At 37.0% G+C, this 21,670-nt stretch carries 20 protein-coding genes; 4 read left to right on the forward strand and 16 right to left on the reverse strand.

What is annotated here, in order from left to right:
- Positions 1-104: 104 nt before the first annotated feature.
- The 3 genes from BMX10_RS10125 to BMX10_RS10135 form a co-directional block, all read right to left on the reverse strand.
- Entirely contained in the window at positions 105-818 is a 714-nt protein-coding gene (locus BMX10_RS10125; RefSeq protein ID WP_090443343.1) for an alpha/beta fold hydrolase, read from the reverse strand.
- A gap of 13 nt (positions 819-831) precedes the next feature.
- Positions 832-1,170, reverse strand: a complete 339-nt coding sequence (locus BMX10_RS10130) for a hypothetical protein (protein WP_090443346.1) — start codon at positions 1,168-1,170, stop codon at positions 832-834.
- A 149-nt stretch (positions 1,171-1,319) separates the two neighbouring features.
- The gene (locus tag BMX10_RS10135; protein WP_090443349.1) at positions 1,320-2,969 is read right to left on the reverse strand and encodes a sigma-54 interaction domain-containing protein; all 1,650 of its coding nucleotides are present in this window, start codon (positions 2,967-2,969) and stop codon (positions 1,320-1,322) included.
- Between the two features lie 235 nt (positions 2,970-3,204).
- Here BMX10_RS10135 and BMX10_RS10140 point away from each other — a divergent pair, with 235 nt between their 5' ends.
- The gene (locus tag BMX10_RS10140; protein ID WP_090443352.1) at positions 3,205-4,566 is read left to right on the forward strand and encodes an MATE family efflux transporter; all 1,362 of its coding nucleotides are present in this window, start codon (positions 3,205-3,207) and stop codon (positions 4,564-4,566) included.
- Between the two features lie 34 nt (positions 4,567-4,600).
- On the opposite strand, the gene BMX10_RS10145 is transcribed toward BMX10_RS10140, so the two are convergent.
- Genes BMX10_RS10145 through BMX10_RS10155 form a run of 3 tightly spaced genes read right to left on the reverse strand, consistent with a single transcriptional unit; the run spans position 4,601 to position 6,880 of the window.
- On the reverse strand, positions 4,601-5,482 hold the full coding sequence (locus BMX10_RS10145; protein ID WP_090443355.1) for an SPL family radical SAM protein: 882 nt from the start codon (positions 5,480-5,482) through the stop codon (positions 4,601-4,603).
- Position 5,483: 1 nt separating this feature from the next.
- Positions 5,484-6,242, reverse strand: a complete 759-nt coding sequence (locus tag BMX10_RS10150) for an N-acetyltransferase (RefSeq protein ID WP_090443358.1) — start codon at positions 6,240-6,242, stop codon at positions 5,484-5,486.
- Positions 6,243-6,256: 14 nt separating this feature from the next.
- Positions 6,257-6,880: a GyrI-like domain-containing protein gene (locus BMX10_RS10155; RefSeq protein WP_090443361.1), complete on the reverse strand. Its 624-nt coding sequence runs from the start codon at positions 6,878-6,880 to the stop codon at positions 6,257-6,259.
- A gap of 152 nt (positions 6,881-7,032) precedes the next feature.
- Here BMX10_RS10155 and BMX10_RS10160 point away from each other — a divergent pair, with 152 nt between their 5' ends.
- A complete protein-coding gene (locus BMX10_RS10160) occupies positions 7,033-7,965 on the forward strand; it encodes a M15 family metallopeptidase (RefSeq protein ID WP_090443364.1) in 933 nt (310 codons plus the stop codon).
- Between the two features lie 79 nt (positions 7,966-8,044).
- On the opposite strand, the gene BMX10_RS10165 is transcribed toward BMX10_RS10160, so the two are convergent.
- The 7 genes from BMX10_RS10165 to BMX10_RS10195 all read right to left on the reverse strand — a co-directional run bounded on the left by BMX10_RS10165 (position 8,045) and on the right by BMX10_RS10195 (position 13,274).
- Positions 8,045-8,959, reverse strand: a complete 915-nt coding sequence (locus BMX10_RS10165) for a M23 family metallopeptidase (RefSeq protein ID WP_208976137.1) — start codon at positions 8,957-8,959, stop codon at positions 8,045-8,047.
- 209 nt (positions 8,960-9,168) lie between these two features.
- On the reverse strand, positions 9,169-10,365 hold the full coding sequence (locus BMX10_RS10170) for an iron-sulfur cluster carrier protein MrpORP (protein WP_090443370.1): 1,197 nt from the start codon (positions 10,363-10,365) through the stop codon (positions 9,169-9,171).
- Positions 10,366-10,457: 92 nt separating this feature from the next.
- The gene (locus BMX10_RS10175; RefSeq protein ID WP_090443374.1) at positions 10,458-11,327 is read right to left on the reverse strand and encodes an ATP-binding protein; all 870 of its coding nucleotides are present in this window, start codon (positions 11,325-11,327) and stop codon (positions 10,458-10,460) included.
- Positions 11,305-12,168 (reverse strand): nucleotide-binding protein, encoded by an 864-nt coding sequence (locus BMX10_RS10180; RefSeq protein WP_090443378.1) that lies wholly within the window; start codon positions 12,166-12,168, stop codon positions 11,305-11,307. The genes BMX10_RS10175 and BMX10_RS10180 overlap by 23 nt, the downstream gene beginning before the upstream one ends.
- Before the next feature lies 1 nt (position 12,169).
- Complete coding sequence (locus BMX10_RS10185; protein ID WP_090443382.1) at positions 12,170-12,538, reverse strand: NifB/NifX family molybdenum-iron cluster-binding protein; 369 nt, start codon at positions 12,536-12,538, stop codon at positions 12,170-12,172.
- A 44-nt stretch (positions 12,539-12,582) separates the two neighbouring features.
- Positions 12,583-12,960, reverse strand: a complete 378-nt coding sequence (locus BMX10_RS10190; protein WP_090443385.1) for a DUF134 domain-containing protein — start codon at positions 12,958-12,960, stop codon at positions 12,583-12,585.
- A gap of 47 nt (positions 12,961-13,007) precedes the next feature.
- A complete protein-coding gene (locus tag BMX10_RS10195; protein WP_090443388.1) occupies positions 13,008-13,274 on the reverse strand; it encodes a DUF5320 domain-containing protein in 267 nt (88 codons plus the stop codon).
- A gap of 264 nt (positions 13,275-13,538) precedes the next feature.
- Here BMX10_RS10195 and BMX10_RS10200 point away from each other — a divergent pair, with 264 nt between their 5' ends.
- A complete protein-coding gene (locus BMX10_RS10200) occupies positions 13,539-15,278 on the forward strand; it encodes a glycosyl hydrolase family 18 protein (RefSeq protein WP_090443391.1) in 1,740 nt (579 codons plus the stop codon).
- A gap of 71 nt (positions 15,279-15,349) precedes the next feature.
- On the forward strand, positions 15,350-16,087 hold the full coding sequence (truA, locus tag BMX10_RS10205; RefSeq protein WP_090443392.1) for a tRNA pseudouridine(38-40) synthase TruA: 738 nt from the start codon (positions 15,350-15,352) through the stop codon (positions 16,085-16,087).
- 181 nt (positions 16,088-16,268) lie between these two features.
- Here the strand turns inward: truA and BMX10_RS10210 are convergent, their stop codons facing one another.
- From BMX10_RS10210 to BMX10_RS10220, 3 genes are all read right to left on the reverse strand, one after another.
- On the reverse strand, positions 16,269-16,784 hold the full coding sequence (locus BMX10_RS10210; protein ID WP_090443395.1) for a hypothetical protein: 516 nt from the start codon (positions 16,782-16,784) through the stop codon (positions 16,269-16,271).
- 414 nt (positions 16,785-17,198) lie between these two features.
- Positions 17,199-20,876 (reverse strand): S-layer homology domain-containing protein, encoded by a 3,678-nt coding sequence (locus BMX10_RS10215; RefSeq protein WP_090443397.1) that lies wholly within the window; start codon positions 20,874-20,876, stop codon positions 17,199-17,201.
- A 17-nt stretch (positions 20,877-20,893) separates the two neighbouring features.
- Positions 20,894-21,475: a LemA family protein gene (locus BMX10_RS10220; RefSeq protein WP_090443400.1), complete on the reverse strand. Its 582-nt coding sequence runs from the start codon at positions 21,473-21,475 to the stop codon at positions 20,894-20,896.
- Positions 21,476-21,670: the final 195 nt, after the last annotated feature.

Genomic DNA, 21,670 nt, shown 5'->3' on the forward strand with positions numbered 1-21,670 from the left:
CCCAATTTTTTTGACTTTGTTACAATGTATTCCCCAAACGAAAAGTTCCCTCAAATTTTCTCTGAGGGAACATAAAATCTACTACTCTTCTTATTAATAACCCATTATATCTTGATACATTCAATAAGGCCCTTCGTATACACCTCTGGAGCTGTAAACAAGCCCTCGTGATCGCAGTCTACTTCTACGATAGGATAATCTCCTAAGGACTTAAACATTCCAACAAATGCACCCGGAGGTACAGATACATCCTTGGTACAATATAGTAGGACTTTCGGTATATCTAAAGCTTGAAAATCTTTGGCATCAATAGGTGTTTCCATGATCACTAAAGGCTGAGTAACCAGCATGGCCATTAAAGCTTTAAAGCTTTCTTCACTAGCTTCAGTGGCAAGCATCCCCCGCACAAAGTTAGGATCAATAGGTATAGCACCAGTACCACTTTTTTTAGCTTCCTCCCTCATGACTGCCTTGATTTCCTCTGGAACAAAATCAAATTGAGCTTTGCCATCAGGTAAAATCCAAGCATTGTTGAAAATAACTTTTTCAACTTTATCCTTAGCTTTTGGAATGGCCATCTGCATTACATGTCCAGCACTTGAATGAGCCACCACAATTACTTTTTCCTCCTGCTGATTTAAGGTTTTTACTACATACTCTACATAGTCTCCATAGGTTACATCCTTGCTGTCATTTTCTCCATTTCCTGGAAGTGTTAGAGCTTCTACCTCATACCCCTCTTTTTCAAGTAGCTGTGAAACCTGATCCCAGCACTTGCCATTATGCCAAGCTCCGTGAATTAATACAATTTTACTCATTTACATTCCTCCCTTAAATAAATTGATCATGAATAAATAGATATCCTTCCCTCATGAGATTGCACATGACAGCTGCACTTTTTTCTTTCTTATGAAAATATTTCTCTGCTAATGCTGCTGTTGTTTTGGCTAGGTTACGGATAAATTCTTTTTCATTAGCCTCTGAAACCCATAAGGTAATAATGATAAAATCAGTGTTTCTGCCTATAAATACATCCGTTTTCTCATAATAATCTACGATAACATTCATTCTTTCAATGGGAATATCCATCTTCTGAGATAGCTGATAAGAAAAATCTTCTATATTTACCCGATGTTCTACCTTCCCTGTTCGAATATGAATACAAGGCATAAAATCCCCTCCTACCTTTTATGAAAGCAAGTTTCTTGCCAACTTAATCTTTAAATACTGCTAGCATTATCAACTGTTTCAGCTATCCTTCAAAACAAAGAAAAAGGAAAGGCTGTAAGAATTATTTACAGCCTTTCCTTTTGTAAAATTTATTTACGATTCGATCCCTTAGATTTTTCAATTTTTTTATACAAAGTAGGACGAGATATTCCTAGCCTTGCTGCAGTGCTGGACATATTATAGCCTTCCTCCTTTAGCACCCTATCGATAATCACCTCTTCTGCTATTTGTAATATATTTTTCTCCTTTGGAAGTGCTTGATTAAAAACTTCATTTAAATCTTTTTTTAACTTGGCTATTGTATAAGATTCTTTAATGCTAGAGGATAAAACTGATTCATCCATCATGCCATCTTCTGATAGCACCAAGGATCGCTCAATAATATTTATCAGTTCTCTCACATTTCCTGGCCAATGGTAAGCTTGAAGGTACTTGTAAAACTCATCTTCTATCTTTCTCACTTTGATACTGTTTTTTTGAGAAAAGGTTTTTATATAATAATCTATTATTGCTTTAATATCTTGCTTTCTATCTCTTAGGGGGGGAATCTTTAATTGAATAACATTGATTCTATAATACAAATCCTCTCTAAAATAACCTTTCTTTATTTCTACCTCTAGGTCCTTTTTTGATGCTGAAATCAACCTTATATCTATAGGCATCGGCTGGAATCCTCCAATTCTTGTGATGGAGGATGAAGACAATGCTCTTAGAATTTTTACTTGAAGTGACAAAGGCATACTTTCAACTTCATCTAAAAATAATGTACCCCCTGAAGCATATTCTAATAGTCCTTGTTTTCCACTTTTTGCAGCCCCCGTAAATGCCCCTGTCTCATAACCAAACAACTCACTTTCAATTAAATCTGTAGGAATAGCGCCACAGTTAATAGCTACAAAGGTCTGGTTTTTTCTCCTGCTTTTACTATGAATTGCTTGTGCAAAGACCTCTTTCCCACTGCCACTTTCACCATAGATCAGCACAGAAGAATCCACTGTGGCTGCTCTTTCTGCCATTCTTATTGTATTTTGAATAGCTTCCGATTCTCCTATAATATCACTGAAGGTAAAATAGATATCTTTTGGTTTCTTCTCTTTTCCTTCATTATTTTGAAGATTTTCTTTTTTCTTGGATGATACTCTTTTTAATATCAATGTTTCATAGAGCCTTGCTAGGCTATAAATAATATTTAGTGTATCATTGTTGACTGATGTGTGAAGAAAGGATGCATTCACTGTTCCCCCAATATGATTCTCTTCACAATAAAATGGTGCTGCTACACAGCTGAATTGATGAAAAATATATTTATAATGATCTTGTCCCACCACCATGAAGGGTTTGTTTTCTAGAATGGCTAAGCAAGTAGAATTAGTCCCAAGCTTTTCCTCTGAAGCATCTAAAAAATATCCTACCTGTGGATACAAATCATCAAAGGAATCATCATAATTAATGATATATTTTAGCTTAGCATTTTCATCATAGATGCTTATATTTAGCTTAAGATTTTCTACAATATTGCAAAACTCCCGATAAGGCATCTCATTGTACTCTGGAAGATATTTAAGGACATATTGATACTTTTTCTGAGGCTTCATGAGAAGATTTTGATCAAAATCATAAAGGGATACATTGGTTTTTTTACAGCGTTGCCAGGAGCTTAGGATATCCTTTTTTATAAGCTTTTGATCAAAATCTATCCCTTGCACAAAGGATTTCCACAGATTTTCATATGCCTCCATTGGATCACCTCCATTTTATTCCATATAAATCCATTATACTCATAAAGCTACTAATTGTAAAATTGTTTTACATCTGTCTGGTTGTTTTCATCACTATTATTCAGAAACAGCTACAAACCCGTAAAAAGTAACAGTAGCAAAATACAAAAAATTTATGTACAATAGAAGCAGACTTTTTTATGGGAATAGTGTTTCTCAAAAGAGAGTTTGATAATACCAGAAATGAGGATAACAAATGATTTCAACAATAAAGAAAGATAAGGAATTTAATAAAACCCTTTTTGCCGTTGCTATTCCCATCACCCTACAAAATCTAATTTCTTCCTCCCTTAATCTTGTGGATACTGTAATGATTGGTAGGATTGGAGAGATTGAGATTGCAGCGGTGGGACTGGCAAACCAGTTCTTTTTTGTGTTTATTCTTCTTCTATTTGGCCTTAACAGTGGGGCTTCTATTTTTATTGCTCAATTTTGGGGTAAAAAAGATGTAGCCAATATCCGAAGAGTATTGGGCATCGCTTTAGTTATTGGGGGAATTATTAGTAGTTTATTTGCAGGCTTTGCTTTATTTGCACCTCAAGGAGTCTTGAGATTGTTTACAAAAGATGTAGAGACAATAAAGCTAGGGAGTACTTATTTATCTTTGGTGGCAATAAGCTATTTAGCTACTGCCATAAGCTTTTCCTATTCCTTTGGCGCCAGAAGTATTGGTCAGGCTAAGCTTCCCATGATAATCAGTAGTATTTCCTTGGTGATGAATACCCTCCTAAACTATCTTTTTATCTTTGGTATAGGATTTATTCCATCTATGGGAATTAAGGGGGCAGCCTTAGCTACTTTATTGTCTAGAATCGCAGAGATGCTTCTCCTATTATGGATCATCTATTCTAAGGAGCATCCATTAGCAGGTAGGATAAATGAATTGCTGGATATATCGCAGAGTTTTCTGAAGAACTTTTTTAGAACTGCAACTCCAGTTATTTTGAATGAAGGACTTTGGGCTCTAGGCATGACTATGTATTTAGCTGCATATGCAAGAATAAGCACTGAGGCTGTTGCAGCAATTCACATTGCAAATACTATACAAAATCTTTTTATGGTGATTGCCTTTGGTATAGCTAATGCTTGTACTATAATGATTGGCAATGAGATTGGTGCTAATCAGCAGGATAATGCTGTATCCTATGCCAAAAGATTTTCTATAATAGGGGTAGTCATTGGAATTGTTATCGGAATTACTTTGCTGACACTGACTCCATTGGTGGTTTCCTTCTTCAATGTTTCAGAAGTTGTACGCCAGAGTGCTGCGAAAATATTGATGGTATTTTCTGTGGTAATGAGTGCTAAAGTCTTTAATACTATACTGATTGTTGGGATTCTAAGAGGTGGAGGAGACACTAAATATTCTTTGTTTTTAGAAATGGGAAGTGTTTGGCTGCTAGGTGTTCCTTTAGCCTTTATAGGTGCACTCATCTGGAAGATGCCCGTTTATTGGGTAGTAGCTCTAGTGTCCTTAGAGGAAATTCTTAAGGCCCTCATAGGTATTCCAAGGGTAATTTCTAAAAAATGGGTTCGTAATATTATTGAAGAAATGTAAAAAGCAAGCAAATAGGATGCTTGCTTTTTATACTCTAAAAAAATGAAAGCTGCTTGCTTCCATATCCTTCTTTATAACCCTTGATGATATCCTTCATTCTATAAAGGATACCTAGCCTTTGACATTCTCTTTCAAATAATGTCCACAAAGCTCTAGCTTTTTTAGAAGTGCATTGATAGGAGTTGCCATATTGCTTTATGTACTGATTTTTTATCCCTGGGAAAAGCTGATCTAGTTTTTGAAAATACCATTCTCTTTGATTTTGTCGCAGGGTTACACCAAAGGCAGGATATATGAACCTTGCGCCACTTTCATGGGCTAGACGAATAATTCCACTTATATTTTTTTCATTATCCTGCAAAAAGGGCAAAACTGGCATCAGTAATATTCCAGTAAAAATATCTTGCTGGGATAATTCTTTTACAGCTAAAAACCGTTCTGAAGAAATGGAAACATTCGGCTCTATCTTTTTACAAAGCTGGTCATCACAGGTAGTAATGGTGATTTTCACTAAAACTGGTGAATGCTGTTTGATTCTTGACAAAACATCTTTATCCCTGATAATTAGATGACTTTTTGTAGCGATGGAGACTCCAAACCCAAAGGTGTTGATATGCTCTAGGGCCTGTCTTGTCAGTTGCAGCTGCTTCTCAAAGGGATTGTATGGATCACTCATGGCACCTGTTGCAATTACGCCCTTTTTCCTTTTTGATTGAAGCTCTCGTCTAATGATTTCAATCGCTTTTTCCTTAGCCCTCACCTGGTCAAAGTTATCAATACGATAACATTCACTACGACTGTCACAATAAATACAACCATGACAGCAACCCTTATATATATTCATATTGTAATCTGAACCAAACCATTGAGAATTTTTGGTCTTTGTCACGATGGTTTTTGCTGGAATATACTCCATATTATAAACCCTTTGCCTCAAGTATTTTTATAAACTTCTTTTCTGATAATACCTCATGGGTAACTAATTCTCCATCATAAAAAAGACTGTAAGTGGTAAAGGGTGATGGTGCATTTTGTGCTTCTTCTTTTGATTGATATTTCATCTTAATAAAATCGATATCTCTTGCCTTGGCGATATCCTCAATCAAAGCAGCATATTTCTCAGTATGAGGACATTGATTTGAATAATAAAGTACCATAACCTTCTCTTGTATCTGTCCTTTTCGAACACATGCTTTAAATTTAGGTTTATCTGCATTTTTATCAAAGGGCAAATATAATAGCTCAAAATATGGGTTTGCTGCATCACAAACCTCAAAACCTTTTTTCTTTAGATAAGCTGCCTCCGATAAATAAGGCATTTTCTTTTTAGAAGATAGTACAACTAGACCTTTTTTCCTTTGACTTTTTGCATCCTCAATACATACTTCCAATAGTCTAGACCCATAACCTTTTCCCTTAAAGCTGCCAGAAACCCAAAAACAATTGATGAAGATATAATTATCTGCATCAATAGGACACCATGCATTCTCCGCAGGAGTATATTCGATAAACACTTTTCCCCGAGCATTAAGCTTTCTGAAAACAAGTCCCTCTTCAAACCTTTCCTTAAGCCACAATTTTTTTGAAGAAATACAGGATTCACCCTTTTTCTCAGTAATTGCACAGCAAATATGCTCAGCATCAATATTTGTATGATCAACCTTAATAATCTCCATATGCTTCCTCCTTCCTAAATAGCTTCTATAGAAAATCTTAGTACAGTTTTTAGTTTTTCAACGGCTGTCTTTCTTGGATCCGATAGGTATATTTCCCGATGGGTCTTGGATTTTCTTCTATAGCCGTTATCTTGACAATATTCTTCCATCTTGGCAAAGCTGGCTGGTTCATCATCATAGCTTCCAATATGCATCATTTGACAGCTAAGGCCATCTGTCACTTCCCCCAATATTATTCTCTCTAGAAATCCATTAGGCTTTTTCTTTTTACATATCTCCAAGAATTTTGTGAAAAACTCTTGGGTTAAAAAATCCGGCTGCCGTATCATAATGGTGTACTTATAGTTGCCTTTATCGTTGATGGACTTTGTCTTGTCAACCAAATCCCATATCCCCTCTAATGGAAAGACTGTATATTCATAATAATCCTTAGGAATTTCTTTTCCTTTATAGGACATTTTAACAGCATAGCTTAAGGAATACAGTGCAGCTGTAGCCTCTGCAAAATCCTCCCCATTAGGATCACCGGTGCCATGAATCATAGCATAGGACATAGCAGGTACATCAATGATTGTAGGTGCTTTTTTAGGTAGATATAATGCTTTATAATCCTTTTTATAATCTACTTTTTTATACATACCACTATTCTCTCCCTCTTCTCTTTTCTCTGATCATATCATAAATAACCTGACAGCTGTGTGTCATGTTTAGAAATATTTGACAAGAAAGCTGAGAAAGTAGAATAAGTATTATTATGAGGTGTAAATAAAATAGAAAAAGCAGGTGAATTATGAAAAAATACATCATTATCCCGATACTGTTTCTATTAGGAGCTCTCTCCATCAAAGGAATATTCTTTTTTAGGGAGACCACTATCGAAGAAACAATAACATACCAGAAGGAGTATGAAATAACCCTAAGACAAGATCTTTTTTCTCTAATGATGGCCTATCCAGAGTATATCATAGATATAGAAGTAGAAGAGGATCATCAGGTATATCTTGTACTGAAATCTGGTAATAGGATATTGTATGATGACAAGAAGGAGAAGACGCCCCTAGAGAAGATAGCAAATCCAGATCTTCAGGATATGATGGAGCAACAATATCTTCTAGGTCCTATTGATGAATTAATGCCCGAAGACTACAATCCTGGTAGAATAAGAGTTTATCCTCTATTGAAAGAGGTTTATGGGGGCAATCCAAGAGAAATCGAGGGCAACCTCATTGGGATACAGATTCATGCTGGCTACCATCGTTTCAATAGCAATAATGCTGCTGCCACATTCCTTAAAAAAGCTTTCACAGAGTTAAATTATCAGTCAAAAAACAATCCTGAGATTTGGTCCTATCTACATCCGATAGGAGGAACCTATAATTACCGCTATATTGCTAGAACCAATCGTTTAAGCTCCCATTCCTTTGGTATATCCATAGATTTAGCTATTCATCCAGCTGATTACTGGCAATGGGCTACAAAAACTCAGGCAGAGAAGCGTCTGGAAAACTATCCTCAAATCATCGTGGATATTATGGAGAGCAACTACTTTATCTGGGGTGGAAAATGGGGTCAGTTTGATATCATGCATTATGAGTATCGACCGGAGCTCATCAAAAAAGCAAAATATTTCTCTGAAAAACACAAAGACCTCTGGTACGAAAATCTTCCTGTAGAGGATTCTTTTGTATCAGAGGTAGTATGCTTGATAGAGGAAAGACTCTAGCTTTTTTGCCTTCAAGTATGTCTAGTAGATTTATAAATCTACTAGACATATTATAGATAAGCCCTTCTATGTTATATTATCATTTTGTTAAGGGGATAATCATCTCACCATTAGGCACTCTAATTCCATTCTCAATTCTATCTCCTCCTCCTTTAGGCATAGGAGACCCCTGTATGTCTCGGAAGAAGAGTGGCAATCCCTCTGCTAAAAGTAGTGTTTGATTAGGATTTTGTCTTTGATGATGTATATGCAAGTGAGGCTCACTGGTCATTCCTGAATTGCCGACTTGAGCTATTGGTGTCCCTTCTTCAATGAATTGGCCTTCCTGCACCAGGAGAGATTTATGTTTAAGATGTGCTAATATAAGATATGTGTCTGTATCTTCTACATGAATGAATATGTAATTACCAAGCAATGATTGAAATTTTTCTGATCCAGGTTCAATGTCTTCTTCATTATCATATGCCCCCACAACTGTTCCAGAAATAGGTGCCACCACTTCAACACCGTAAATACCATAATCCTCTAACCTTTTACTTTCTATCACTGCTGGCATAGCAAATAAATCATATGCCCATCTTTGAAAAGGCATCCAAGCATGATAATTGTCTTCTAATGTGTCTCCTCCCCATCCAACAATTACTGGTATATTAAATGGAGAACGAATACTAATCGATGGTTCAACTGAATATACATTATTAGGATAAGCAATCTGACCAATCCCAAAGAACCATCCGCTAGGCCATGCTGAGAATAATGAAATGATTAATAGTACAATCATCCATGCCCCAATAACACCTTTCCTAAATACTCTTATGAATACAATTATAATGCAAATTAAAGATGTAATACCTCCAACTACACCGAAGACCATTAACCCCCACCAACCAAATGGACCTATAACACCTCCATAGATCAGAACAATACTCCATAAAACTATAAGTATCCCTCCATAAAAAGCTGCTACATATTTACTACTGAGCTTCTTTAACACTTTCATTCCTCCTTTATTATAGATACTATAATTATAAAAGAGAAAACTTACAAAAAATAAAAGAAAGCCCTACAAATCACATAAGATTTCATTAGTATTTATCCTAAGTGAATTTTCATTGTAAGAAGCTTTCTTATTATTCTGTATGAAGGGTTTATTCGTGTTAATGTAAGACTATGTATGATATAGCTCCCTTTACGCTAATTAAATCATTCTCCACATTCAGCATGATACTGATGCTCATGACAGACGGATTCAGTGGATATAAGCTGACCTTGTAGGTATAGCTCAGCAGCATTTTTCGCTGAACCTTCAGCTCCAGTGATTACCTGTATCCCTTTTTCATTAAATATATCAATTGCACTACTTCCCATACCACCTGAAATAATGACATTCACTCCCTTATCCTTCAAGAAGTTGGGTAAAAAGCCAGGCTTATGTCCTGGGTTTAATATAGCCTCTTCCTTTATAATGCTATTGTTTTCTACTTCAAAAATATTAAAGCTTTCACAATGTCCGAAATGCTGGGCAACCGTTTCCTTTTCACTGGCTACTGCAATCTTCATTTTTTTCTCTACATCTTCTTCTAAGATTTTCACCATATTGTCAAACCAATCGCCTTCATAGAATTCAATCATTCCTCTATCACAGGCCACCGCAAGCTTAGGATCGATTGGTAGTTTAGCAAGCACATCAACATTATACTTCTGCGCAATTTGTTCGATATGACTCTCTCCAAAAATTTTATATTCCTTGTCACAATCAGGGCACTTAAAATAACCCATATTTTCTACTAACCCAATGATTGGAATATTCATCTTCTTCGCCATATTCACTGCCTTGGACACAATCATAGAAACTAGCTCTTGAGGAGAGGTGACGATAACAATTCCATCAACAGCGATGGACTGAAATACCGTTAGTGGTACATCCCCTGTTCCAGGAGGCATATCAATAAACATAAAATCTACATCACTCCAGATGACATCTGTCCAGAATTGCTTCACTGTACCAGCAATAAGAGGCCCCCTCCAAACTACAGGATCAGTATCATTTTCTAATAAGAGATTAATAGACATGATATCAATACCAGTTTGACTTCTAGCAGGATATATACCTAAGTCAGTTACTTCAGCTTTTTCATTTAACCCAAAAGCCTTCGGTATAGAAGGTCCTGTTACATCTGCATCGAGAATTGCAGTATGATATCCTCTTTTTCTTGTGGCAACAGCCAGCATAGAAGTAACCAATGATTTGCCTACTCCCCCTTTACCACTGACAATCCCTATTACTTTTTTTATTCTGCTGAGTTCATGGGGTTTTTCAGAAAAATCTACTTTTTGTTCTTTTTTTTCACTGTAGTCATCACTACAGCTGCTACAGGTTTGATTACAATTTTCACTCATTGTTTTTTTCTCTCCTTCATAATTATTCTGTTTTTTATGGAACTACTGTATTTTCAGTAGCTACAACACCTCTTCATATACCCTTCAAACTACTATTCATCTTTATTCATTAATATTTTTATGGTATTGTGATATACTTCTTCTGCAGCTTGTCCTGAAGGACAATCAGTATCAACAATACTTTTACCATTATTGATTGCCTTAACAGCATCAGGATCAAAGGGAATCCTACCAATGAAGGGCAGATTACTTTGATTGCAAAAGAGTTCTATTCTTTCTGTGTTTTTTATGTTGGTATCATACTTATTGACACATATTGCTATCTTTGTTTGAAATTGCTCAGCAGTTTTAATAATGCGCTCCATATCACTGATCCCTGATATCGATGGCTCAGCAACAATAAGGACCATATCTACACCGCTGAGGGATGCAATCACTGGACATCCAATACCAGGGGATCCATCAATGATGGCTAGTTCTGCATCTTGAGCGGCTAGTTTCATTTGTTTCTTTACTTCTGACACCAACATCCCAGAGGTGCCGCTTCCCATTTTAAGTTGAGCAGTAGAAAAGACTGTATCATTTATATATAACATTAATTCTCCTGCTTTTGCCGGCTGTAGAGTGACAGCATTTACTGGACAAATCCGCACACACACACCACAGCCCTCACAGCTATAATAATCAATTTTATAGTTTGCTTCCTTATTGATTGCATCAAAACGACAATTTTGTCTGCATAAATCACATTCTATACATAGATCTGTATTGATTTCTGCTTTTGGTAATCCATAATAATCAGACTTTTTTGCTTCCGATGGTTGATTCATAATTAAATGTAAATTAGGTGCATCTACATCACAATCTGCATATGCTTTTACCTTCGATAGTTTAATGAAGGCACTAGCAATGGTTGTTTTTCCTGTTCCACCCTTGCCGCTAAGGATTAATAGCTGTCGCATGCTGCAGCACCTCCTTAACTACAGTATCAAGGAGTGAGACGAAGAAAGCCTTATATTTTTCATCTTTTCTAGCTGCTATAAGTGCATTTGTATTGAGCATACCAAGTTGGTTGTCAAAGGGAATCTTACCCAAAACCTTTATGTCCCTTTCTATAGAGAATCTTTCAGCAGGATTTTTTCCCTCCAAGCACTTGTTCAGCACCACACCATGGGGTTTATCAAACAGCTTTACTAGCTCATACACCATATCAAGATTATGAACACCAAATACAGTAGGCTCAGCAACCAAAATACAGTAATCTGCATCCTGAATACTTTCCATGACAATACAGGCGCTACCAGGAGGACAATCAATAAAGGTAAAGCTTTTTAGTGGAAGGCTGCTGTCATGTAAAAGATTTTTTATTATTGGAACACCTGAAGCTTCACCAGTATTTAAGATCCCTGTGATAATTGTAACATCTTCCGAAATACCTTTTTGGATTTCGCCGATGACCTTTCTCTTTTCCTGCAAAGCCTTTTCAGGACAAAACAATACACAACCACCACAGGAATGACAAACTTCATCAAAGACTACCAGCTTATTGTTAATATAAGCCAATGCATTAAATTTACAAAACTCAACACATTCACGACATCCACTGCAAAGATTTTCACTAACAAAAGGAATCTTAATACTTACTTGCTTTGATATAACGTCAACAGGCTTAAAGAAAAGATACCCATTGGGCTCTTCAACATCGCAGTCAATATAGATAGCATCTTTTGCTGCTGCAGCTAGATTTACTGAAATCAGTGTCTTACCTGTACCTCCTTTGCCGCTTAGGACGGCAATCTTCATATTATCTACCTCCAACACCATGGAATCCCGCATGGATATCTTCCAATAAAGCTAGTTTTCCATCATTGAATGCATTAATATTATCCATGATAGAATTATTCATGGTCTTATACATTTTGATTTCAGCTGCTGATATTACCTCTGCAGCATTTTTTCCACACCGAGGAGCAAGCAAAGCATCGACCTTCTGATCTACGATTGCTTGTGCAGCTTTAATACCTGCACCACCTTGACTATTTGCTGCATGATTGGCTAAGAAAGTGCTTTCCTTTGATTCAGTATCAAAAATAAGAAAATATGGTGTACGACCAAAGGATATGCAAACATCGGTCTCCATGTTTTTGTCATCAACAGGTAGTACAATTTTCATTGGAATTCCTCCTTATATAATTTTTGTTGCTTTATCAATATTGGTTATCTACTTTTGCTCTCATTCTCCAAGTGGCCTTGTCTCATCCTATGTCTGACACATCTGCCACATCCATACATGGGCTCACCTTCTTCACAAAGCTTATAATCTCCCCCTTGTATTTTAAGGATCTTTCCATTTACCAAGGCCTCTGCAAGCTTTTTCCGAGCATCATTGTAAATCCTCTGCACAGTTGTACGAGCAACACTCATTCTTTCAGCACATTCTTCTTGTGTTAATCCCTCTAAGTCTATAAGACGTATGGCTTCATATTCTTCAACCGTCATGATTATTTCACCATCTAAATTAGACACATTGAGGGGTCCAAACATGTTACTCCCCGGCAAGCAACATACTCTTCTCCATTTCCTAGGTCTCGGCATAATTTATTCACCCCATATTAGTAATCTACGCATCAAGAGCTATGTCCTTATTCCTTTTCATCCCTTGATAAGCAATCCAGCTGTATGCTTATATCCTCTAGTCTTCTTTTCATCAATTCTTTTTGTTGTTCAAGCAATTCTTTTGATGTGGTGGGTGTAATAAAATTTCCAGCTAAGCCTCTTCTCATGCCTCCTCTACAACCAAAACCTAATCCATAGTCAGCTCTGGTACTATTCATTCCATAACAAATTCCTAGGCCTCTTCCAATCCCTCTTCCCCATGTCACTGGGCCAGTTCCATCTCTTCCAGGCATCTATATCACCTCCTTATCAGTTTTGGGCATATGTTCTTTATATTTTTATCATACCATGTTTTGAACATATGTCAATAATATTTTTAACAAATTTTGTATTTTTTATGAATTCAATAGTTGGCAAAAACCTGTTAATTATTTTATCTGCATTTTGGTAATTCTTAACAACTATGCAAGCCATTGTTGACAATTAAATCCAATAAATGTAGGCTATAAATAACAACATTTGGTATCCATATATTTATAAGAGGAGGATGAAAAATCGTGGGGAAGCATAAAAGAATCATTAGTCTTATATTCATAGCTATGTTTATATGTACAAGTGCATCATTTGTAAATGGAAACACAGTAACACGATTTAATGACGTCCCTAATGATCATTGGGCAAATGAGGCTGTTCATGAACTGCGTTTGTTAGGGATTACCAACGGCATTGGCGAGAACCAGTTTGGTATGGGTTATACAATCAGTAGGAATGAATTTGTTACCTTTTTAGTAAAGCTTATGGGATGGGAATTAGTTAAGCCAGAGGAAGGCAGCTTTGCTGATAATAGGGATGCAACCAAGTGGTATTATGCACCAGTAGAAACAGCTGTTAAGCATGGTGCTATCTCCCTTGATTCAAACCTCTTCAGAGGGGAAGAGCCTATCACCCGGGAGGAAATGGCGGTAATGATTGTACGGGCTTTAGGCTACGAAACTCTGGCAAATCAGTTGGATTATCTAGGAAGTCCTTTTAATGATGTTTCTCAAAACACAGGATACATAACCGTGGCCAGAGACTTCGGCATTATTTCTGGAGTAGGGAACAATTTATTTGCCCCTCGTAACACCGCTAGGAGAGAAGAAGCAGCAGTCATGATGATGCGGATGCATGAAAAGCTCAATGGTTCTATTGATGAGTTACATGCTTTTTATGCTATACAGTCCTCCCATCAATCCTATATGATGCCCTCTCTTGACTCTGTAAGCTTTGGCTGGAGCCGTTTGGAGTATGATGCTACAGACAATAAGGTTGTGCTGAATACTACAAGAAGCAATGACAATGAGTACGGAATACCTGCTGGGTTCTCACAGCCCTTAAACCTAGCTAAGGAGAATAATGTTTCTACACAGCTAATGGTCTTTGCAGAAAATAACACCTTGATTAACACTGATACAAAAACCAATATGCCTTTGGTTGAATACATAATAACCAATCCCGAAATACGTAGAGAAGTAATTGCTGCCATAATATCTCAGATTACTTCTACAACAGTAGATGGAGCCCAAGCTTCCTTTAATGGTGTTGTGATTGATTTTGAAAATATGAGGGGCAATCTATTAAAGCAGTCCTTTAATGTCTTCTTATCAGAGTTAAGACAGGAGCTTACTAAGACAAATAAATCACTTTATGTTGCTGTCCACCCTGCAAGACGCTCTGGTCAAGCCTACTATGATGGTTATGACTTTAGAGCTATCGGAGAGCTGGCTGATAAGGTGATTTTAATGGCTCATGATTACAATGCAAAACAATTGACTGACACAGAAATGCAAAGTGGATATGCTACAACTCCTCTGGCGCCTATTGATGAAATCTACTATGCTTTAAGAACAATTACTGACAAGACAACTGGGGTGCAAGACCTAAATAGAATATGGCTACAGCTTTCCTTTGATTCAGCACAATGGAAGCTTAAGGACGGAAGGGTTATCAATAAATATCCCTTTACCCCCAGCTATGAAGCCATACAACAAAGGCTTCTCATGGATGGCGTTACAATAAACTATTCCAACAGAAGTCATAGCCCCTACGCAACCTTTTTTGACAGCAGGGATGAAACCAATAATGTTCTATGGTATGAGGATGCAAGAAGCATCCAAGCAAAAATAGACCTAGCAAAAATGTTTGGCCTACAAGGTATTTCTCTATGGCGATTGGGAAACATACCTGATTATAAAGAAACTTCATCAACAGAAGTATATCTTGATATTTGGCATCAGATACTAAATAACACTAAATAATTAGGGATAAATTTAGCGTAAAGCCAGCAAGCTATTGTTGATGATTCCCTATGTAGGAAAGGAGTGAGTTGATGAGAAATATCAGGTTAATCATAGAGTATGACGGCAGTAGATATAGTGGTTGGCAGAGACTAAAAAACTCTAGTGAGACTATTCAGGGTAAATTAGAAAATGTTCTCAGTGAGATGGTAGCCACACCTATAGAGATTATTGGATCTGGACGAACTGATGCAGGTGTTCATGCTAGAGGCCAAGTAGCTAATTTTCATACAAAGTCTCCTATGTCCATTAGAGAAATCCACAAATATATGAATCATTATCTGCCACAGGATATTGTGGTAAAGGAAGTGAAAGAGGTATCTGAGAGATTCCATAGCCGTTATAATGTCAAAAGTAAAAGATATGTATATTATATCTGGAATCATTGGATACCATCAGCCTTCCAACGTAAATATAGCTACCACCTTGTAGAAAAACTAGACATTGGAATCATGAAGGAGGCAGCAGCAAAGCTGGTAGGTACCCATGATTTTATTGGCTTTTCTTCTGTAAAAAAGACAAACAAATCTACTACTCGGCATATTGAGGAAATCACCATCAATAAAGAAGGCAATATGCTAGTATTCACCTTCACTGGAGATGGTTTTCTGTACAATATGGTTCGTATCATGATGGGCACCTTAGTTAAAATAGGTTTAAAACAGATGGATGTTTCTTATATAGATGAAATTTTCGAAAGCAAAACTAGAGCGAATGCTGGTGAGACTCTCCCACCACAGGGTTTGTTTTTAGAAGAGGTATATTACTAAGAGATCTCTTTATAGTATTTTTGTAAACATCCTCTATTTATAGTTAAGATAGAGGATGTTCACTTGAAAAATAACTTAAAACAACTTTAGGTCAATGGCGGTAACAACTATTGATTAAATTAAGTTATATGACTTTAGCAATAATTGGTTATGTCTTTTCCCATGTTTTTTTTCATATAAACTATGTAGAAATAGCCCCTCTGTTAAGCATTTCTTTAACAGCCTTTACATCTAGGTTTGTAGTTTTCAATTTGATTTTTTCTATATTTGTAGTAATTACCATAGTGCTTTTACCATCTTTATAGGATTCATCCAAATAACCAGAATCACTGGTTATTTTTACTTTCTGTATGCTTTGGTTTTCGATATAAAAATTCCCTCGTGTTTCATGGAGAATCTCTTCTGGCTTCATAGACCTATATACCTCCATGATTCTACGACGGGACATCATAGCCTCCATGCTACGGTGGAAGTATCCCTTCCCTTCAGCTTTAGCCTGCTGTATAGCTTGCTGAGCTACCTCCTTAGCCCTAGCAGGTGCCAGCTGTACAAATAGTATTCTTGTATTTGTCACTACCAAGGTATATATAGTTGAAGAAAATAATCCAGTTTTTTTCTTCATTTCAGGAATAAATCCTATTATCCGCTCCTCTTCATTAACTATATTCTCCATAAAGCCGTTCTTATGATCCAACATCATGATCCTCCCTTGCCTCATTTTTCATATACTGAGTTCAGACAGCTGCTGTCATGTTACCCATTGCCTTGATACTATTATAGTCCTATTCCTTACTTTCTAAATCACACAAAAAGGGTGGTTTTTGTAAAAAGCTTATCCCACCCAAAAAGGGTAGTTGTCCAATACAAGACTAAAAGCTCCTTTTATGAAGCTTTGTCCCTCTGATTCTATGGAGTTTTTACTTTTTTTAGTAGTCAGAAAAAAAGCGTACGTATTAAAGTAATAGATTAGCATTTTAAAAACCATGCCACTACAGCATGGTCTATTTTTGAGGGTAAAGAAAAACCCCCAGTTCCTTAAGAGCTTGATTGTTCTTAAGCTTTGCTGGGGGATTCTTTCAATAAGTTAATAAGTTAAGTGCCTGGCACCGGTTTAATCATTTACCGTCACAGTGACCTCATCAATCTTGGTTGTATCTGCAATGGATGTGACTTTAATATCTGTTGTACCTGCTGCTACTGCTGTTATTAAACCATTTGTATCTACTGTCGCTACAGTTTCGTTACTGGACTCCCAAGTCACCATTTGATTAGTGGCATTGGCTGGGAAAAACACCTCCAGCATTTGTAGTGTATCTCCAACTGATATCGTATCTTGGCCACCTTCCCCTGATAGGGATATGTCTTGAACTGGAATTGTTACTCCAGGTTCGATAGAAAAGGCTCTTATGGCTCGAGCATTAATATCTTTATTTTTATCATAGTTTATAGAATTTGCTGTGTTTGTCATTCCTAGCATTCCTGCCATATTGTCTGCCCAAAATCCACTACCCTCAGAAGAACTCCAGTAATTATTACCTGTGTTAAAACCATAATCTTGATATAATTCGTCATAAATCGCTATTAGCTCATCTATTGAAGGAAGAAACCAGTCTTTATATCCTCCCCACTCTAGATAATAAGATAATTGTGCTGCTTTATTTGTTTCCCCATCAATATTTAGCCAGCTTGTAACAATGCTAGTATTCATAGCACCTGTGCCTATAGCGGAGTCTGTTCCTCCAATTGTATTTCCATATGCACCCCATTCAACTTGCCATTGGGTGGATGCAGGAGCGGCCTCTAAATATCTCCATCCATCGGCATCGTTACCTTTATCATAGAATATGATACCGCCTGCTGGTCCAGTCTCACCAATCTCATATGCTGCCCTTTTCCAAAGCCCATCCTGTGTTGCCGCATAGTATTTTGCAGCTCCATGAGAGTTATAGCAGTCACGGAAGTTGTTATCAGACCCTAGCATATTGTCTTGAATATTAATATCTGATCCTACAATTATATCAGTGATGTTATTATCTGCAAAAGCATTGTTTTCTATATTTTCTACACTATTTGGAATTATTATTTTTGTAAGGTCTTTGTCTTTAAAGGCTTCTGCACCGATATTCTTCACATAAACCCCATTAATAGCATGTGGTATCACCACTTCTGAACCACCATTCTTATCATAATCTGTGATGGTACCGGTAGAACTATCAAATGTGAAATATACATCTGGTGTTGCTTTATACCATTTTTTTAATGAGCCACTGGTAATGTACTTCCCAGCTCCTTCTGTCTCATAAACATCTCTAAAGTTATTAGTGCCATCTAATAAAGAGTTCCCTATAGTTACACCTGAACCTATTGTAATACCATAAATATTATTATCCCTTAAGGCACTAGCACTAATGCTTTCTAAACTATTTGGTAATTTTATACTGGTTAATTGGTTTTCTCTAAAAGCGCTCATCCAAATCGCTTCGATGGTATCAGGAAGCACAACACTAGTAAGTGATTTATAACTAAATGCATCTCCTCCAATAATAGTTACATCATACCCATTTATTGTAGATGGGATCATAACATCCAGTCCGCCTGCATTATCATAGCCTGTGATTCTGCCTGTTGAGCTGATAAATGTGAAATATTGTTCAGGTGTTGTTTCTGCATATAGACCTTGTTGTTTTGCATTATTAAATGCTGTTGTTGCTGTTGCTAAAGCAGTTAATGCATCATCAACTTCTTGTTGGGTTGCACTGGCATCATTGGCTACACCTTCAGCTGTGGCAATGGCTGTTTCGTATGCTGTCATTACTTCCTGTGTAACCCACTGGTCAGTTGTTGGTACATCTGAGCCATCTGTGCTTACTGTTACTGTTCCTTTATTTGTTTCTGCATCTGCTATGGCTCCAACTAATGCTGTTTTATTTACTGGGGAACCAGGATCTACCACTGCAACATCTGCTGTTAGCTGCTGCGTGCTTATTACTAAAGCATCTGCATCTAAGGTAATTGTTCCTACTCCTGGATTCGCTAGATTTCCATATACTTCTGCTGTTACTGTGGTACTATTGGTTCTAGCTACTGTACCTATGTTCATTCCTTGGAATACACCACCTAGTGAAACATCATTTGCATAAACTGTATTTACAACCGTATCATTTGCTATTGTTAATGTGAAGGTTTCATCAAAGTTATTATCTATAGTTACTTGTGATGGCGATACAGTCATTTTTGGTTTTGTTGTTTCATCCACTGTATAAGAAAATGTTGCAACTGAACTATTGTTCATACCACTCTTAGCACCAATAGCTTTTATCGTTGTGGCTGCGTTTATGGTAATAGGGTTGGTATATTGGTTGCTACTGGTTGTTGGGGTGCTGCCATCTAAGGTGTAATAGATTGTTGCACCTGTTGTTGCTGTGCTTAAAGTAACGCTTGTTCCCATCGCCGCTTTACCTGCTGATGGTGTAGCAGTAATCCCACTTACAGAAGCTGTTGAGCTGCCAGATGAACCACCAGAGCCACCTGAGCTTCTAGGCTGTAGGTTCTCTGGCAGGTTCACCTTGTATTCTGAATCCTCCGCTCCTGCCCCTAAAGCTCTAATTATTCTTCCTTCATTGGTGACATTTGTTGTTGTATTAACATCTAGTAAATCTATTACCGTTTCTTTTGAAGTGGTGACTTTGGTGTCTTTTATTTCCTTGTATACGATTAGCTTTTTAATGGTAGTATCTTCTTGTGTGGTAAGACTGATACTATCTGACATAATAGTAACTTCTTCATAATCACCCTGTAAAATCACTTCATTACCTGCTGTTTCTGGGTAGATCATTAGGGATGTAATCCCTGTACCGACTGCAAGAATTCGTATTCCACTTCTGGCTTTTTGGATAATGATTCGATTGTATCTCCCATCGTTGATATAAATACTATCCATACCTCCACCTCTGATGTATGTGTCTCCTTCTACGGTAACATTGTTTAAGTATACTTCTCCATCCCCTACTTCCTCTGCTATGATGAGGTCTCCCTTGATGACTATGTTTTGCAGGGTAACTCCATCTGCCTTGATATAAACATCTCCATCAAATGCTTCTGTGTCTGTTTCAGGACCATAGATTCCAGCTTTGTCTATGATTCCCGTGAATTCTTCTTTTTCTTCAGATATTTTTTTTCTATCCATCATGGCCTTATTTAGCACTACTAAGGCCTCTGCCCTTGTTATGGGATTAGCTGCTTTAAAGCTGCCATCTGGATAACCCCTCATATAGCCTGCCTCTACAGCAGCACCTACATAACCTCTACTCCAGCTAGGTATACTGGATGTATCAGTGAAGTCCTCTGCTGCATTGGGGTCTCGGATTAAATCCATGAGCTTTGTTAAGACAACTGCTGTCTCCTGTCGACTGATTTGGTTGCCAGGCCCCATTCTGCCATCTGGGTATCCACTGATATAGCCTGCTGCTATGGCTCTCTTTATTGATGCAGCAAACCAGTCTCCTTCCTTTACATCATTAAAGGATATGGTTGTTTCTTCAGTAAATTCAAAGGCTTTATTGGTCAATGCAATAAATTCAGCCCTTGTTATGGGGTTATTGGGTCGAAAGCTGCCATCGGGATAGCCACTGGCTAAGCCTTCCTCTATCCATTTGTTAATAACCGCTCCGGCCCAGTGCCCCTCTAGATCATTTGTTTCACCAAAGACTGCTAGAGGCATCATGGTGATTAGCATCAATAAACTAATCAGCAGGGCTGTTTTTTTCTTCCATTGAATCTTTCCTCGCATCTTATTTCCTCCCTATCCTATATTTCAATCCTACAGTATGATTTTTTATGTAAGTCTGGAGTCTCCCCTAAAAAACATGGCATCGGTTTAATTCCTAGTATCCTGCTAGTAATATTGCTGGGAAAAGTTGATAAATACTTGTTATAACTCATCACTTTATCATCATATAGTTTGTAGTAGCTCTTAACTTTTTGATTTAGCTCCTTCAATTGATTTTGTAGTTGAGTAAAATCCTTCTTAATACTACATTCTTCATGGTTTCCGCTGTTTTGCAAAAGCCTTTCTAATCCACAACTGATTTCTAGGGAGGATTTCATCACTTCCTCGGTTGTTGTCGCATTGATAAAATCATGTTCTGCCTCCATGATTTGACTAAGCAATTCTTTTTCTTGCATATCATAGCTAGAAATTGTTTTTACATACTTCAGCATTAAATCAGTTCTAATTTTTAGCTGTAAATAGATTAATTGTAGATAAATAATTCTCCAACTGTTCTCTACCTCAGTTTTTTTGTTAATGATATTGTTATAAAAGTATAGAGTCCAGCTGGCTATGATAATAATGCTGATAAAAATTCCTCCAATCATTGTCTGGTACATAGTCTAACCACCTTACTTATGGCTTGGGGTACCTAGTTGAAAAACTCTGTATTTGATTAAATCAGCTACTCATAAGTCTCTCATGATTTTCACCCCCTCTTTGCATGAATTATCTTGTGATGTCATATCATTATAGCTTTATTTCCTCTATCAAAAATCACACAAAAGGGGTGGTTTTTGACAAAAAACGACCCC

The organism is Natronincola peptidivorans, assembly GCF_900111615.1.
GTDB lineage: Bacteria > Bacillota > Clostridia > Peptostreptococcales > Natronincolaceae > Natronincola_A > Natronincola_A peptidivorans.

Bases quoted from the DNA above. Each gene is read 5' to 3' on its own strand.
- BMX10_RS10125 (WP_090443343.1), bottom strand. From the start codon at position 818: ATGAGTAAAATTGTATTAATTCACGGAGCTTGGCATAATGGCAAGTGC.
- BMX10_RS10130 (WP_090443346.1), bottom strand. From the start codon at position 1,170: ATGCCTTGTATTCATATTCGAACAGGGAAGGTAGAACATCGGGTAAAT.
- BMX10_RS10135 (WP_090443349.1), bottom strand. From the start codon at position 2,969: ATGGAGGCATATGAAAATCTGTGGAAATCCTTTGTGCAAGGGATAGAT.
- BMX10_RS10140 (WP_090443352.1), top strand. From the start codon at position 3,205: ATGATTTCAACAATAAAGAAAGATAAGGAATTTAATAAAACCCTTTTT.
- BMX10_RS10145 (WP_090443355.1), bottom strand. From the start codon at position 5,482: ATGGAGTATATTCCAGCAAAAACCATCGTGACAAAGACCAAAAATTCT.
- BMX10_RS10150 (WP_090443358.1), bottom strand. From the start codon at position 6,242: ATGGAGATTATTAAGGTTGATCATACAAATATTGATGCTGAGCATATT.
- BMX10_RS10155 (WP_090443361.1), bottom strand. From the start codon at position 6,880: ATGTATAAAAAAGTAGATTATAAAAAGGATTATAAAGCATTATATCTA.
- BMX10_RS10160 (WP_090443364.1), top strand. From the start codon at position 7,033: ATGAAAAAATACATCATTATCCCGATACTGTTTCTATTAGGAGCTCTC.
- BMX10_RS10170 (WP_090443370.1), bottom strand. From the start codon at position 10,365: ATGAGTGAAAATTGTAATCAAACCTGTAGCAGCTGTAGTGATGACTAC.
- BMX10_RS10175 (WP_090443374.1), bottom strand. From the start codon at position 11,327: ATGCGACAGCTATTAATCCTTAGCGGCAAGGGTGGAACAGGAAAAACA.
- BMX10_RS10180 (WP_090443378.1), bottom strand. From the start codon at position 12,168: ATGAAGATTGCCGTCCTAAGCGGCAAAGGAGGTACAGGTAAGACACTG.
- BMX10_RS10185 (WP_090443382.1), bottom strand. From the start codon at position 12,538: ATGAAAATTGTACTACCTGTTGATGACAAAAACATGGAGACCGATGTT.
- BMX10_RS10190 (WP_090443385.1), bottom strand. From the start codon at position 12,960: ATGCCGAGACCTAGGAAATGGAGAAGAGTATGTTGCTTGCCGGGGAGT.
- BMX10_RS10195 (WP_090443388.1), bottom strand. From the start codon at position 13,274: ATGCCTGGAAGAGATGGAACTGGCCCAGTGACATGGGGAAGAGGGATT.
- truA (WP_090443392.1), top strand. From the start codon at position 15,350: ATGAGAAATATCAGGTTAATCATAGAGTATGACGGCAGTAGATATAGT.
- BMX10_RS10210 (WP_090443395.1), bottom strand. From the start codon at position 16,784: ATGTTGGATCATAAGAACGGCTTTATGGAGAATATAGTTAATGAAGAG.
- BMX10_RS10215 (WP_090443397.1), bottom strand. From the start codon at position 20,876: ATGCGAGGAAAGATTCAATGGAAGAAAAAAACAGCCCTGCTGATTAGT.
- BMX10_RS10220 (WP_090443400.1), bottom strand. From the start codon at position 21,475: ATGTACCAGACAATGATTGGAGGAATTTTTATCAGCATTATTATCATA.